This window comes from Oleidesulfovibrio alaskensis DSM 16109 (assembly GCF_000482745.1).
Taxonomy (GTDB): Bacteria; Desulfobacterota; Desulfovibrionia; order Desulfovibrionales; family Desulfovibrionaceae; genus Oleidesulfovibrio; species Oleidesulfovibrio alaskensis.
On sequence record NZ_AXWQ01000006.1, the window covers coordinates 1 to 13,536 of the forward strand.

Consider the following 13,536-nt stretch of genomic DNA (forward strand, 5'->3'; position numbering starts at 1 on the left):
TGGTAAAGCTTTTCACTTCCGCGCCGTCGGCATACGCCGTAAGGGCGTGCGGGGCATCCCGCTCGTCCGTGGCATCACTGTGGTTGCGCGAACGGATGGAAAAACCGCGTACTTTTCTGACCAGCGGATGCCGGTATTCAACCCATGCGGTATTACCTGCAGACGCGTAGATGCCCGTACTGCCGTCGGTTGAAGGGCTGCCGTTCACCAGATTGCCCGCGGAATATGCGCTGCTGTACTCGGAAGAGGCCGAAACAACTCCGGCGGGAGACCAGCGTCCGCCATGGGTGCAGATGCACCCCGGCAGCAGCGCAAGCACCGGCGCGTCACAGTCCGCGGCTGTCCAGCCTTCCGGACGCAGCCCGCGCAGCGCCTGTATGATGGATTGCGGGGCGTGCGCCTGCGACACGGCAGGCAGCATGCTGTTGACGGGTATGTCGTTGTCACCGCAGCCCACGCGTCTGCCCAGAATCCAGCGGCCGTCCTCCGTCACCGTCAGCAGCTTTCCGCCACTTCCGGCGGCAGGATCCGGCAGGCTGATACGCCGCGCAGCCTCGTGCGCCTGCGCCTGCGCCGCCACAGCCTCATCGCGGGCCTGTTCCGCAGCATTGCGTCCCGCCGCGCACACCGCAGCGGCTTCGTCTATGGCGGCCAGCAGCGCCTCGGGGTTGGCGGACTCGCCCATGCCCACCTGCACGCAGCGCCCCAGTGTTTCGCGCACCTGCTGATTCAGCAGGGTCAGCTTGTCAAAGGCCCGTTCCAGCAGCTCGGCATCCAGCACCCCCGTATTGCGCAGATCCATGTCCTGTGTCGGCGCTATGTCCAGAAACACCGTGAGCTTCTGCCCCTGCTTCACAGAGCACCGGCAGGAGCCTCCGTCCGCCCCGCGCACGGCTTCCACACTGTATTCGCGCCCGTACTCCAGCCGCCGCTTTCGGCCTGTCTCATCCGCAAGCATGGCCCCCACCTCGTCCGGTGCAAAAAACACGAACGGAACAGGCCAGCAGTCCTGTACCCCGTCGCCTGCATATGTGCAGACAATAGGCCCTGTCGAAACAGTCATACGTCCTCCCTTGAGCTGTTAGCTGTTTCCCAAGGGAGCTGTAATATCACACTGACCCGAGCAGACGTTGCGCCCGCCGGACCGTATACGCCAAGCTGCGCACGCCAGATTGCGCACGGCAAAAGAGCATACCGTGCAGGCAGGCACCTGCATGCGGGCGGGCAGCCGCCGCAATGGTAACGAATCGGCGTGAATATTCAGCAGGACGGAACGTTCAGTGTCCGTGGTTCGGCAGCCGGACACCGGCGCAGAAAAAAATCAGAAGAAATAAGGCAAAAGGCTGCGGGCACGCGCTGCAGACACCGCACGCAGCGGATTGTGCCCGCATCTGCGCGCGGCATGACGCCGCCTGCACCGGAGCAGCAGACAGGCCGTCACGCTCTGACATTTATCATGGAAGAATGAGCCTGAGGAAAACCGGAAACCCGCCGGTATGTGCGCACTCCCACATTGCGTGTGTAATTGGGAGCGGCAAAGGCCGATTCCAGCGCGGGCTGTTCCGCCGCACGGGACGGCGGCGCAGTGCGCAGCGCTTCGTACAGTTCCGCGTCCTGCGCCTGCAGCGATTCGGCAAAGTTGAATCCCCGCAGTCTGTTCAGACGGTCTCCCGCCTCACGCGCCACAGAGGCATGGTCAAGCGTCTCTTCCGTCTCCAGCCGTATGCCCAGCTTGCCCAGCCGCAGTCCCACGGCTTTTCTGCTGTGCACCACATCACTGCCCGCGCGGGAAATCTCGCCGGAGCGGGCAGCCTGTGCATAGGCTGAAAAAGCGGAAGAGGTGATTTTCATAGCAGTTCCCGAACAGTCTGCATTACCGGACACAGCGTGCATACATGCACCGCAGAGCATACGTTGCGCGGCCGCCGTTGACAACATGCAAGCGGCCCGCAGACCGCCTGCAGCACAAAATTATCATCCCGCACCGACGCCAAGGCACTATACCGGCCCCGTGCGCCGCAACTGCCCCCTGTAACCGTGCTGTGACCTGCCGGAGCCTTCCGGAACAAAAACATAAAAACATAACATGTTGAAATATCGGAGACAAACCACAGAATCCCGGACGAATACCGCCCGTAACAAACATGCTGCCCGCATGACACAGCACCGTAACAAAGGACACCTAGGTTACCCACACGCCGGACGGATACAGGTACGGCGCATACAACAACAAACAAGTCATCAACCACATCGGAGGAAAACCCATGCGTATGAAACATCTTGCCATCGTCGCCGCCCTGGTGCTCGGCCTCACTTCTTCCGCTTTTGCCGGACAGAAGATCAAAATCGCCGGTTCCACAACCATTCTGCCCATCATGCAGCGTGTGGTTGAAGCATACATGAAAGCCAACCCCGATGTGGAAATCGCAGTTTCCGGCGGCGGTTCTTCCAACGGCATCAAAGCGCTGCTGGACGGCACCACCGACATCGCCATGGCATCGCGCACCATGAAAGACAAAGAAATCAAAATGGCCGCCGAAAAAGGCATGAACCCCAAGCAGGTTGTCATCGCCCTTGATGCCGTGATTCCCATTGTCAACAAAAGCAACCCCGTCAACGACCTGACCATTGACCAGCTGCAGGCCATCTATGCCGGCAAGGTCACCAACTGGAAAGAAGTCGGCGGCAAAGACGAAGGCATTGTGGTGGTTTCGCGCGACACGTCTTCCGGCACCTACGAGACCTGGAGCCACTTTGTAATGGGTAAGACCCGCGTGTTCCCCGGTGCGCTGCTGCAGGCATCTTCCGGCGCAGTGCTGCAGGCCGTGGCCAAAAACCCCCGCGCCATCAGCTACGACGGCATCGGCTACGTTGACAACTCGGTCAAGCCGCTGACCGTGAACGGTGTGGAAGGCAACGCAACCACCGCCAAGGACAAAAGCTTCCCCGTCGCCCGCACCCTGCAGGTATATGTAGACGGCAGCGTTTCCGGTGCGGCCAAGGGCCTTATCGACTTCATCCTGTCGCCCGAAGGCCAGAACATTGTGGAAGAAGCCGGCTTCATCAAGCTGTAACATTCTTCCTCTACACTCCGTCCCTGAAGAACAACGCGGCCAGGCCCCTGCCGGATACGGCACGGGGCCTGCCGTGCAACCAAGCCCAAGGCGGACAGACAACCGACATGATCACACTCTCTCGCCGTAAAAAAGACACCATCATTGCCGGAGCGTTTCAGACCAGTGCCGGTCTGTGCATCATTGTACTTTTTCTGATTATGATTTTTCTCTTTGTGGAAGGACTGCCCCTGCTCAACGTGGTACCCCCGCTTGATTTTCTTTTCGGTACGGCATGGTACCCCACAGACGACCCCGCCGACTTCGGCATTCTGCCCATGATTGCCGGTTCGCTGGCCGTTACGGGGCTGTCATCCGTCATTGCCATACCGCTGGGGCTCATGACGGCCGTATATCTTTCTGAAATCGCATCGCCCCGCATGCGCAGCGTGGTCAAGCCGCTGGTGGAAATGCTTCAGGCTCTGCCCTCCGTGGTCATCGGCTTTTTCGGCATGGTTGTGGTGGCGCCTTTTCTGCAGCAGACATTCGGGCTGGCCACGGGACTCAACCTGACAAACGCGGCCATCATGCTGGCATTCATGGCTGTTCCCACCATTACCAGCATTTCCGAAGACGCCATTTATTCCGTACCCAACGAACTGCGCGAAGCTTCGCTGGCGCTGGGCGCCACACGCTGGCAGACCATCTCGCGCGTGGTGCTGCCTGCTTCGCTGCCGGGCATAAGCACGGCTGTCATTCTGGGTATGTCGCGCTCCATCGGCGAAACCATGGTGGTGCTGATGGTGGCCGGCGGTGCGGCCATGATTCCGGGCAGTCTGTTTGACCCCGTGCGGCCCATGCCTGCTTCCATCGCGGCAGAAATGGCCGAAGCACCCTTTAAAAGCGATCATTACCACGCCCTTTTCGCCACGGGCATGGTGCTTTTCATCTTTACGCTCATGTTCAACATACTGGCCGCATGGATCGCCGAAAAAAAGAAACAGGTCGGCGTTTCGACCCTGTAGAGCAATGTAATGACCCACGCACCGACTCATCCAAACGCCAACGTCTTCAGGGGGAACACAGTGCAGCACGCCGCAAGCACACTGGTTCAGGACCAGAAATTTCTGCAGCGCCGCAAGCCTTTTCAGACTTTCATGTTCATGCTGTTCAGGGCCTCAGTGGTGCTCAACGCCCTTGCGCTGGCCGTCATATGCGGCTTTGTGCTCTTTTACGGTCTACCCGCTGTCAACTGGGAATTCCTGACAGCCCACCCGCGCGACGCAATGACAGCCGGCGGCATATTTCCCTGCATACTCGGCACCATTGCCCTGAGCTACGGTTCCATGCTCATTGCTTTGCCTTGGGGTGTGTGCACCGCCATATACCTGCATGAATACGCCAGACCAGGCCCCTTTGTGCATGCCATGCGTCTGGCCATCAACAATCTGGCCGGTGTGCCCTCTGTGGTTTTCGGCCTGTTCGGGCTGGCGTTCTTTGTGACGCTCATGCAGATGGGTGTCAGCCTGCTTGCCGGTATGTTCACGCTGGCGGCACTTATCCTGCCGCTTATCATCGGCGCATCCGAAGAAGCCCTGCGCTCTGTTTCACAGACATACCGCGAAGCCTCGCTGGCGCTGGGAGCCACCAAATGGCAGACTCTGGCCAAGGTGGTGCTGCCCGCGGCCACGCCGGGCATTCTGACCGGCGCCATTCTGGGCATAGGCAGAGCCGCCGGAGAAACAGCGGCCATCATGTTCACCGCAGCCATGTTTTTCAGCCCCAAGCTGCCCGGCTCTGTCTTTGACAGCGTAATGGCGCTGCCCTACCACATATATGTACTGGCCACCGCAGGCATAGACATAGAAAAAACCCGTCCGCTGCAGTACGGCACTGCGCTGGTGCTCATAGTGCTGGTGCTGGGCATGAATCTGCTTGCCATCATCATACGTGCCAGATTGCAGCGAAAGCTGCGCTAGACAGCACGCACACCGCTTTATCAGGGCGGCGGCACCCGCCGCCGCCCTTTTTCATCAACAGGAACCGGCCGCAACAGCCGACCCGCAAGGGGGAATGATGGGCAGCAAAAACTTTGTGCTGGATACCAACGTTCTTATTGAAAGTCCGGAAAGCATTCTGAGCCTGCGCAACGGAGAAGAAAACAACATCTTCATCCCCTACCATGTACTGCTGGAACTCAACTCGCTGAAAACAAACCCCAGACTGCGGCACATAGTGGCCCGCGTGGTGGACGTGCTGCTGGAACACCGCGACATAATCAAGTTCATCCGCAATGACTCAAGCGTGTCTCCCTTTACCGAAGAGGTGGTGGACAATTTTATTCTGCGTGAAGTGCACGATGCAGACATTGAAGACCCCATTCTGGTCACCAACGACAGAATACTGCAGCTTCAGGCAGGCATGGGTGGCATACGCTGTGAAGAATACCGAGATTCCCGCCCGTTCCAGTCTGAATCACAGCAGTTCACCGGTTTTACCGCCGAAGGGGAACCGCCGGTGCCCAACGCCTTCCGCTGGGAAGAAGGCCGACCGGTCTTCAACGGGCCGGACGGCGACGAGGTGATAAGCTACATGCAGGACGTATGGCAGGTGCGTCCCCGCAGCGTATACCAGAATCTGGCGCTGATGCTTATGCTGCACGACAGAATAGACCTTGTTTCCGTGCAGTCCGAGGCAGGATACGGCAAAACATATCTGGCGCTGGCATCGGCGCTGCATCTGGTATTGCAGCATCACCGCTACAACAAGATATATGTGGTCAAACCCACCATAGAGCTGGGCGCCAAAATGGGTTTTCTGCCCGGTGACATCCGTGAAAAAATGGAACCGTACATCAGATACATCGGCGACCTGCTGCTCAAGCTGCACGGCGTACGCCCCGCCAACAGGCTGTTTCTCAATGCGGGCGAAGCCCCCCTGCGCTTTGACCCCAAGCGGTTTGAGATACTGCCGCTGGCCTATATCCGCGGTATGAACATAGAAAACGCAGTGGTCATCATAGATGAAACCCAGAATCTTTCGCGGTCTGAAGTACGCGCCCTGCTGACCCGTATGGGCGAAAACGTCAAATGCCTGTGCCTCGGGGACACGAGACAGGTGGACAACCCGTACCTGAACGAATCAAACAACGGGCTCAACTGGATTGTGCGTAAATTCAAGGGATACTCCAACTACGCTCACATGGTGCTGAAAGGAGAGCGCTCGCGCGGGCCCATCACCGACATGGTCATAAAATCCAAGCTGTAACACCTGCCCGTGCTGCGGCGCAGCTGACCTTCCGGCCCCGCATGGCGCGCACACCGTGCGGGGTATAATTTTCTTCTCCGGGCGCACTTTGCCCTGTCCGCGGCTTGCCCCTTTGAATATGTGACTGCTATACTGACCTTTCCGGCGTTTTGTGATATTGCGCCGGAAAAGCAATGCACTGCGCCAAACCTGCACAGGAGACGCCATGAGCAAGCAGTTACACGAAAAGTATCGTCTGGGGGACGCGGATTTTTACCATATCCGTAACCGCAACGAAGCCCGCGTGCTGCGCATGATGGAAAAAGTGCTCACCGAACCGCCGGGCATGACCCCCAGCGCCGCCGACCTGCACGACATCTACGCACTGGCCCTCAATTCTTTGCCTGCACGGTATGCCCAGCAGGGCAGCATCGTGCTGCGCGACCCGGTACGGGATGAAGATGTTCTGGAAGCCGTACGCAAAGCCATTGCCACTGTAGTACACAACCCCAAACAATAGCCGCGCCCGCGCAGTCCGCGCCTGTGCCCTCTGCGTCCGACGCGGCCCAAAACCGGATGCCGCCATGATCAAAACCGATACTCACCTGCACACGCTGCACTCGCACGGCAAGGCGGGCGTGACAGAAATGTTTCATGCCGCCCGTAAAAAGGGCATAGACATCATCGGATTTTCCGAACATTCGCCCCGGCCGGAAACACACAGCTACCCCAGCGATTACCAGCCGAAGCTCATAGAAGGTTTTCCCACCTATGTGGCGGACGTAAAACGGCTGCGCGAAGAATTTAAAAATGAAGCCACGGTGCTTTTCGGTCTTGAAATGGACTGGATGGAAGGCAGCGAGACATTCATAGCAGACACCCTGAAAGCCCATGACTTTGACTATGTCATAGGCGGCATTCATTTTCTGGATACATGGGGCTTTGATTACCGCAAAGAAGACTGGCAGGTGCTGAGCGAGGCGCAGCAGGTGTCGCTGTACAACCGTTTTTTTGCCACCATGCAGGCCATGGCGCAGACGGGCCTTTTCAACATAGTGGCCCACCCCGACATCATCAAAATTTTCAGCATTGACCTGTTCCGCGAATGGGCGGCAGGAGACGAAGCCCGACAGATGTTCCGGCAGGCGCTTACCGCCGTCCACGAGGCCGGCATGGCCATCGAAGTATCTTCTGCCGGTCTGCGCAAACCCTGCGCCGAAATTTATCCCTGCCCGCAGTTTATGGAACTGGCAGCCGAAATGGGCATCCCCGTTGCCTTCGGGTCCGACGCACACAGCGAAGCCTCGGTGGGGTACGCCTTTGACCGGCTGGAACAGTACGCGCGGGACTTCGGCTATAACGACAGCGTCTACTTTGTAAAACGGCGCATGCACTCGCGGCCGTTCTGACCCTGACGCGCGGCTGCCGTCTGCGCTGCATATGTCCGCCATACTCGGGGCAGGGTGCGTTTCCGTGCGCCCCTGCCCTGCTCCATGCGGCACGGGCACATGCCCCTGCGCAGTCGCGGCCAGCCCCGCAGACAAAAGGCAGGGCTGAGCGGTATCCCGGCCCTGCAAAAGCACATCACGGCCTAGCGCCGCGGCAGTCTGCTTCCTCCCTGCTCCGGCAGCCTTTTTTCAACGTTTTCTCCATACACCATGACCCAGAACACACCGCTTTTTTCAATGGAATCCGTCAGTGTCCGGCACAACAGCGTTCCGGCACTGGATGCAGTCAGCTGGACGCTGCACCGCGGTGCGCACTGCGCCGTGCTGGGCGGCAACGGCGCCGGCAAATCGACTCTGTTACGGCTTGCCGCCGGAGCAATACGCCCCGACCAGCACGACGGCGGCACCATATTATGGTTTCCCCGCGGCTCGGCAGAAGATTCGCCCATTGCCGTACGCACACACTGCGGTCTTGTTTCGGCAGAGCAGCAGGAGCACTACCTGCGCCGCTCATGGCGCATAACAGGCGAAGAAATCGTGCTTTCCGGCTATTTCGGCACGGACATGCTGTACCGTCCAGCCGGTACGGCACAGCGCCATGCGGCCGCCCGACTGGCAAAAGCGCTGGACGCGGAGCATCTGATGCCGGTTATGCTCGAAGCCATGTCGCAGGGACAGTTGCGCAAAATCCTTCTGGCGCGCGCCATGGTCCATTCGCCGCAGCTGCTTCTGCTGGATGAAGTATGCGAAGGTCTGGATGCAGCTGCCCGCCGCGAAATGCTGGCAGCCATCGACCGGGCGGCTGCTCTGGGTACCACCGTGCTTATGAGCGGGCACAGAGCCGGGCAGTTTCCGGACTGTATCCGGCAGGCCGTGCTGCTCCGTCAGGGCAGACTGGTATTCACCGGCGGACTGCATCAGGCGCTGCACCTGATGCGCACCACGCACCAGCCCTTGCCGGCCGGTGCATCAGACACCGCGGCCGGACAGTGCAGCTGCTGCACGCCGCCCCCCGCATGTGCGGGGGCAGCGCCGGTGGTGGAAATAGAACACGCCGATGTGTATCTGGGACGCACGCCGGTGCTGCATGACATAACATGGAGCATATTACCGGGGCAGAACTGGGTGGTCCGCGGCCCGAACGGAGCAGGAAAATCAACCCTGCTCCGGCTGCTGTACGGCGATCAGAGACAGGCCTGGGGCGGCATAGTGCGCTGGTTCGGCATGGCCGGACCGGTGCCGCTTGAAGAAGTGCGCCGCAACGTGGCGCTGGTCTCCGACAGAGTGCAGGCGCTTTACGGTCATGACGGCTACCACTCCACCCGGCTTGAGCTGAACGGCGAGGAACTGGTGCACACCGGTTTTTACGATTCCACGGGACTGTGGGGAAAGACACCCGACGCGCAACAGCACGCCGCAGCCCTGCGCTGGATGGACCGGCTGGGCATTGCGGCGCTGGCCGGCACTGACATCCGCCGCATGTCCTACGGCACGTTACGGCGTTTTATGCTGGCCCGCGCTCTCGTACGCGATCCGCAGCTGCTCATCCTTGACGAACCGCTTTCCGGCCTTGATGAATCCGCCCGCCGCATCATGCTTACCACGCTGTCCGCACTTATGCGGTCGGGCAGGCAGCTGGTGCTGGTGACCCACCATCAGGAAGACATCCCGCCGGAAACAACCCATGAACTGCACCTGAATGCCGGACGCATAACATACTGCGGACCGGTTTGCCCCGCAGGAGACACCCTGTGACCACCGTAATCCTGCCGCGCAGGGGGCGCCCTTTTTGCGGCCTTGTTCAGGCGGCCGGAGTACATGATGCCCGGGAAGCTCTTGTCATTGCGCAAAGCGGCATACGCTGCATCGGACTGCCGCTGCGTCTGCCCGTGCATACCGAAGACATCACCGAGCATGACGCCGCCGCGCTGTGCCGCATGCTGCAGACACTGCCCCCGTCCGCCGCAGGACCGGTCTGCCCTGTATGCATAACATATCTGGACACGGCACAGGATATCCGCGACCTGTGCCGCATGCTGGGCACCGCCCACGTCCAGCTGCACGGCGGCATACCCGTGCACCAGCTGGCCGCGCTGCGCGCCATGATGCCCGGACTGTACATCATCAAAAGTCTGGTTGTCAGACAGACAGAGACCGGAAAGGACAATCTGGAAGAGCTGACCGGTATCATCGACGCGACAGCGCAGCTGGTCGACGCCTACATAACCGACACCCATGATCCGGCAAGCGGCGCGGACGGCGCCACCGGCAAAACGCATGACTGGCGGACAAGCCGTGCGCTGGTGCGGCGTTCTCCGCTGCCTGTCATTCTGGCGGGCGGTCTGACACCGCAAAACGTCCGGCAGGCGGTGCTGACAGTGCGTCCCGCCGGTGTCGATGCCCATACCGGACTTGAAAACCCCGCAGGGCGCAAAGATCCCGCGCTGTGCCATGAATTTGCACGTCAGGCTGCCGCCGCGTTCAGACAGATATGCAACGGGGACACCGCGGGCAGCGGACGCTCAAGGCTTGAGAATCCGTCAGCTTTCCGGTAAGGATAGGCAGGCACATAGTGAAATGAATCACAACAGGCGTTAACGAGGGTATCAGAATGGATTTTCTTTTTTTCTTTCTTGGTCTGGGCGCGGTTCTCAGCGCGATTTACTACATTAAAAAAACCAGCTGACCGCAGCCTTCCGGCCTGTGCCGGACGTTTTTCCGCCCCGCCTGTCACCGGACAGGCGGGTTTTATTTTTGGCGGCCGCTGAAGCACGCCTGTACAGCGCACCGTCCTGCCGCTCCGCTTGCAACTGTGCCGCCGGTGCGCTAGTGCGGACAGCACGGCACACATCCATCTCTGCATACCGCCGCAACGCGGCGCACAAGGGGTGACACACTCATGCTTTCACGCTCCCGCATACGGCGCGGCAGGATTTCGCCTGCACGCGTGCGACGCACTGTACAGCTTGCCTTTGGCCTGTTCTGCATTTTCTGCGGCTGGCGTTTCTTTCTTTATTATCAATGGGCCACCGGCGCATCGGCCGTCTATGTACCCAAACCGCCCATGGTCGAAGGGTTTCTGCCCATCAGCGCGCTGCTGGGGGCCGTGCATTTTTTCAATACCGGCATGTGGGACCCCGTGCATCCCGCAGGGCTGACCATCTTTTTCGCGGCACTGGCTATCTGCCTGCTGCTGCGCAAGGGGTTCTGCGGGTACATATGCCCCGCAGGCTGGGCCAGCAATCTGCTGGAACGCACCGGCAAACGCCTGGGGCTGAACCGCAGCCGTCCGGCACCTGCACGCACCGCGGTGCATAAAGCTATCCGGACAGTGCTGCACGCTCCCAAGTATATCCTGATGGCCGGTTTTCTGTGGACAATGAGCACCGGCATGGACGCACGGGCAGTGGAATCCTTTCTGACCGGCCCTTACAACATGGTGGCCGACAGCAAAATGCTGCTCTTTTTTCTGCACCCTTCGGCCACGGCGCTGACAGTGCTGGCGGTACTGGCCCTGCTGAGCCTTTTTGTTTCCAACCCGTGGTGCCGTTTTCTGTGTCCTTATGGCGCGCTGCTGGGCATAGCCGCCCTGTTCAGCCCCTGCGCCGTACGGCGCAATGCTGCAGCATGCACCGGCTGCGGCCGGTGTTCCGCGGCCTGCCCTGCCGGTATAGCCGTGCATGCGCAGCAGCGGGTCAACAGAGCGGAATGCATGGGCTGCACCGAATGCATAAGCAGCTGCCCGCAGAAAGACTGCCTGCAGGTGACCTGCCTGAACAAACCACAGTATGACTGGGCCATCGCCTACGGCACTGTGGCACTGCTGTGGACGGCGTATCTGGCGGCGGTCTGGTGGGGAAAATGGGATGTTTCAATTGACGCCGCTCTGATACAGAAACTGCACAGCACCATGATGTAACACGTTTCAGGCTGTTGCGCCTCTTGCCTTCGCGCCGGACGGGATTATCATTGTCGTCAGGGGGGTATTGTTCCTCCCTTCTGACGTGTTTTCCCGCGATACCTGCGGGATAAACATCTGCAAGCTACACAGAACACACAGTTTACGGATAAAAGGAGACCTTCGATGACCAGTCAACTGAAGACCGTCCTTCTGCTTGCGCTGCTCTCCGGCCTTATCATTGTGATGGGCGGGGTAATGGGCGGCCGGACTGGACTTTTCTTCGCTTTTGCCTTCGCCCTGCTGATGAACGTGGGCAGCTACTGGTATTCCGACAAAATAGTCCTGAAAATGTACAACGCCCGCGAGGTCAGTCCTTCCGAGGCCCCCATGCTGCACGCCATGGTTGACGAGGTGGTCATGCGCGCCGGCATTCCCAAGCCCCGCGTGTGTATCATTCCCGAACAGACACCCAACGCATTTGCCACAGGCCGCAACCCCGAACACGGGGTGGTGGCGGTGACAGAAGGCATCATGCACCTGCTGACCCCCGAAGAGCTAAAAGGGGTTATCGCCCATGAAGTTGGGCACATAGCAAACAGAGACATTCTGGTGCAGAGCGTTGCCGGTGTCATGGCTTCGGTCATTGTCATGCTGGGCAACATACTGCAGTTCACCGCCATTTTCGGCGGCGGAAACAATGACGAGGAAGGCGGCGGAAATCCCATTGCAGCGCTGGCCATGGCGTTTCTGGCTCCCGTTGCCGCATCGCTCATCCAGTTCGCCATTTCACGCTCGCGCGAATTCATGGCGGATGAAGCCGGAGCCCGGTATTCCGGCAATCCCATGTATCTTGCCAGCGCCCTGCAGAAACTGGGGGCCTACAGCGGCAGAATACCCATGCAAAGCGGCAATCAGGCCACAGCGCACATGTTCATTGTCAACCCGTTCAGCGGCGTGCGTATGGCCGAACTGTTCAGCACGCACCCGCCCATGGAAGAGCGCATCCGCCGTCTGCAGCAGATGGCCGGCAGATAGCACCGCGCTTACATGCCCGACTAAAATCAAAGGCCGCCTCTGAAAGAGGCGGCCTTTTTCCGTTTGCAGGAAGCACCATGCCGACTTATCGGTGCTCCGTCTGAAAATCTCCGGCTGTTCCGGCACAGACCGGCCGGCGGGGCGGGCTTACGCCGCGGCCGATTTGTTTTCCTTCATCTCACGGTACCGTACCAGATCATCCACGGTAAGCACCACCATATCATGTTTTCTGCCGAAATCCACAATCTGCGGCAGACGGGCCATGGTACCGTCGGGGTTGGTCACTTCGCACAGCACGCCGCAGGGTTTCAGCCCTGCAAGGCGCATCAGGTCCACGGTGGCCTCGGTGTGCCCTCTGCGCTCCAGCACTCCGCCGGGACGGGCCCGCAACGGAAACACGTGGCCCGGACGGCACAGGTCCGACGGGCAGGCATCATCGGCTATGGCAGCCTGAATGGTGCACACCCTGTCCGCTGCCGAAACTCCGGTGGACACGCCGCAGGAGGCTTCGATGGAAACAGTGAACGCCGTCTGATACTGGCTGGAGTTGTTTTCCACCATCATGGGCAGTCCCAGCGCGCGCACTTTTTCATCTGTCAGACACAGGCACACTATGCCGCTGCATTCCCTGATGAGCATGGCCATCTGGCTGTCTGACAGCGTTTCGGCCGCAAAAATCAGATCACCTTCATTTTCGCGGTCTTCATCATCGGTCACCAGCACGCCGTGGCCCCTGCGCAGGGCATCCAGAGCAGCTTCGACACGTTCTTCAAATGTTCCGGTAAGCAAAGATTCTTTTGCAGACATTATACCACTCCCTTCTGGTGAAAAAAGACGGAACAAGGGCGTGGGA

At 59.7% G+C, this 13,536-nt stretch carries 12 protein-coding genes and 1 pseudogene; 10 read left to right on the forward strand and 3 right to left on the reverse strand.

Features of this window, described 5'->3' with window-relative positions; all coding sequences use genetic code 11:
- Both H586_RS19915 and H586_RS0105005 read right to left on the reverse strand, forming a co-directional pair.
- A pseudogene (locus H586_RS19915) lies at positions 1–1,063 on the reverse strand (hypothetical protein); the annotation flags it as partial.
- Between the two features lie 374 nt (positions 1,064–1,437).
- A complete protein-coding gene (locus H586_RS0105005) occupies positions 1,438–1,851 on the reverse strand; it encodes a hypothetical protein (protein ID WP_011367098.1) in 414 nt (137 codons plus the stop codon).
- A gap of 413 nt (positions 1,852–2,264) precedes the next feature.
- On the opposite strand from H586_RS0105005, the gene H586_RS0105010 reads away from it, so the two are divergent.
- The 10 genes from H586_RS0105010 (at position 2,265) to H586_RS0105060 (ending at position 12,683) form a co-directional block, all read left to right on the forward strand.
- Entirely contained in the window at positions 2,265–3,074 is an 810-nt protein-coding gene (locus H586_RS0105010) for a phosphate ABC transporter substrate-binding protein (protein ID WP_011367097.1), read from the forward strand.
- 107 nt (positions 3,075–3,181) lie between these two features.
- A complete protein-coding gene (gene pstC, locus H586_RS0105015; protein ID WP_011367096.1) occupies positions 3,182–4,078 on the forward strand; it encodes a phosphate ABC transporter permease subunit PstC in 897 nt (298 codons plus the stop codon).
- 132 nt (positions 4,079–4,210) lie between these two features.
- On the forward strand, positions 4,211–5,032 hold the full coding sequence (gene pstA, locus H586_RS0105020) for a phosphate ABC transporter permease PstA (RefSeq protein WP_169727956.1): 822 nt from the start codon (positions 4,211–4,213) through the stop codon (positions 5,030–5,032).
- 97 nt (positions 5,033–5,129) lie between these two features.
- Positions 5,130–6,320, forward strand: a complete 1,191-nt coding sequence (locus H586_RS0105025; RefSeq protein ID WP_027181498.1) for a PhoH family protein — start codon at positions 5,130–5,132, stop codon at positions 6,318–6,320.
- A 205-nt stretch (positions 6,321–6,525) separates the two neighbouring features.
- Positions 6,526–6,819, forward strand: coding sequence for a late competence development ComFB family protein (locus tag H586_RS0105030; protein ID WP_011367093.1), 294 nt, complete (start codon positions 6,526–6,528; stop codon positions 6,817–6,819).
- 64 nt (positions 6,820–6,883) lie between these two features.
- On the forward strand, positions 6,884–7,708 hold the full coding sequence (locus H586_RS0105035; RefSeq protein ID WP_011367092.1) for a histidinol-phosphatase: 825 nt from the start codon (positions 6,884–6,886) through the stop codon (positions 7,706–7,708).
- 249 nt (positions 7,709–7,957) lie between these two features.
- The gene (locus tag H586_RS18215; protein WP_034618661.1) at positions 7,958–9,502 is read left to right on the forward strand and encodes an ABC transporter ATP-binding protein; all 1,545 of its coding nucleotides are present in this window, start codon (positions 7,958–7,960) and stop codon (positions 9,500–9,502) included.
- On the forward strand, positions 9,499–10,302 hold the full coding sequence (locus tag H586_RS0105045; protein WP_027181500.1) for a phosphoribosylanthranilate isomerase: 804 nt from the start codon (positions 9,499–9,501) through the stop codon (positions 10,300–10,302). The genes H586_RS18215 and H586_RS0105045 overlap by 4 nt, the downstream gene beginning before the upstream one ends.
- Positions 10,303–10,646: 344 nt before the next feature.
- Positions 10,647–11,666 (forward strand): 4Fe-4S binding protein, encoded by a 1,020-nt coding sequence (locus H586_RS0105055; RefSeq protein ID WP_027181501.1) that lies wholly within the window; start codon positions 10,647–10,649, stop codon positions 11,664–11,666.
- A gap of 165 nt (positions 11,667–11,831) precedes the next feature.
- Complete coding sequence (locus H586_RS0105060) at positions 11,832–12,683, forward strand: zinc metalloprotease HtpX (protein ID WP_011367088.1); 852 nt, start codon at positions 11,832–11,834, stop codon at positions 12,681–12,683.
- A gap of 147 nt (positions 12,684–12,830) precedes the next feature.
- On the opposite strand, the gene ribB is transcribed toward H586_RS0105060, so the two are convergent.
- Complete coding sequence (gene ribB, locus H586_RS0105065; RefSeq protein ID WP_011367087.1) at positions 12,831–13,490, reverse strand: 3,4-dihydroxy-2-butanone-4-phosphate synthase; 660 nt, start codon at positions 13,488–13,490, stop codon at positions 12,831–12,833.
- Between the last annotated feature and the right edge of the window lie 46 nt (positions 13,491–13,536).

What these genes read in the sequence shown, in the direction of transcription:
- pstA (WP_169727956.1), top strand. Translation starts at nt 4,211, where the DNA reads ATGTTCATGCTGTTCAGGGCCTCAGTGGTGCTCAACGCCCTTGCGCTG.
- H586_RS0105060 (WP_011367088.1), top strand. Translation starts at nt 11,832, where the DNA reads ATGACCAGTCAACTGAAGACCGTCCTTCTGCTTGCGCTGCTCTCCGGC.
- H586_RS18215 (WP_034618661.1), top strand. Translation starts at nt 7,958, where the DNA reads ATGACCCAGAACACACCGCTTTTTTCAATGGAATCCGTCAGTGTCCGG.
- H586_RS0105055 (WP_027181501.1), top strand. Translation starts at nt 10,647, where the DNA reads ATGCTTTCACGCTCCCGCATACGGCGCGGCAGGATTTCGCCTGCACGC.
- H586_RS0105005 (WP_011367098.1), bottom strand. Translation starts at nt 1,851, where the DNA reads ATGAAAATCACCTCTTCCGCTTTTTCAGCCTATGCACAGGCTGCCCGC.
- H586_RS0105010 (WP_011367097.1), top strand. Translation starts at nt 2,265, where the DNA reads ATGCGTATGAAACATCTTGCCATCGTCGCCGCCCTGGTGCTCGGCCTC.
- H586_RS0105025 (WP_027181498.1), top strand. Translation starts at nt 5,130, where the DNA reads ATGGGCAGCAAAAACTTTGTGCTGGATACCAACGTTCTTATTGAAAGT.
- ribB (WP_011367087.1), bottom strand. Translation starts at nt 13,490, where the DNA reads ATGTCTGCAAAAGAATCTTTGCTTACCGGAACATTTGAAGAACGTGTC.
- H586_RS0105035 (WP_011367092.1), top strand. Translation starts at nt 6,884, where the DNA reads ATGATCAAAACCGATACTCACCTGCACACGCTGCACTCGCACGGCAAG.
- H586_RS0105030 (WP_011367093.1), top strand. Translation starts at nt 6,526, where the DNA reads ATGAGCAAGCAGTTACACGAAAAGTATCGTCTGGGGGACGCGGATTTT.
- pstC (WP_011367096.1), top strand. Translation starts at nt 3,182, where the DNA reads ATGATCACACTCTCTCGCCGTAAAAAAGACACCATCATTGCCGGAGCG.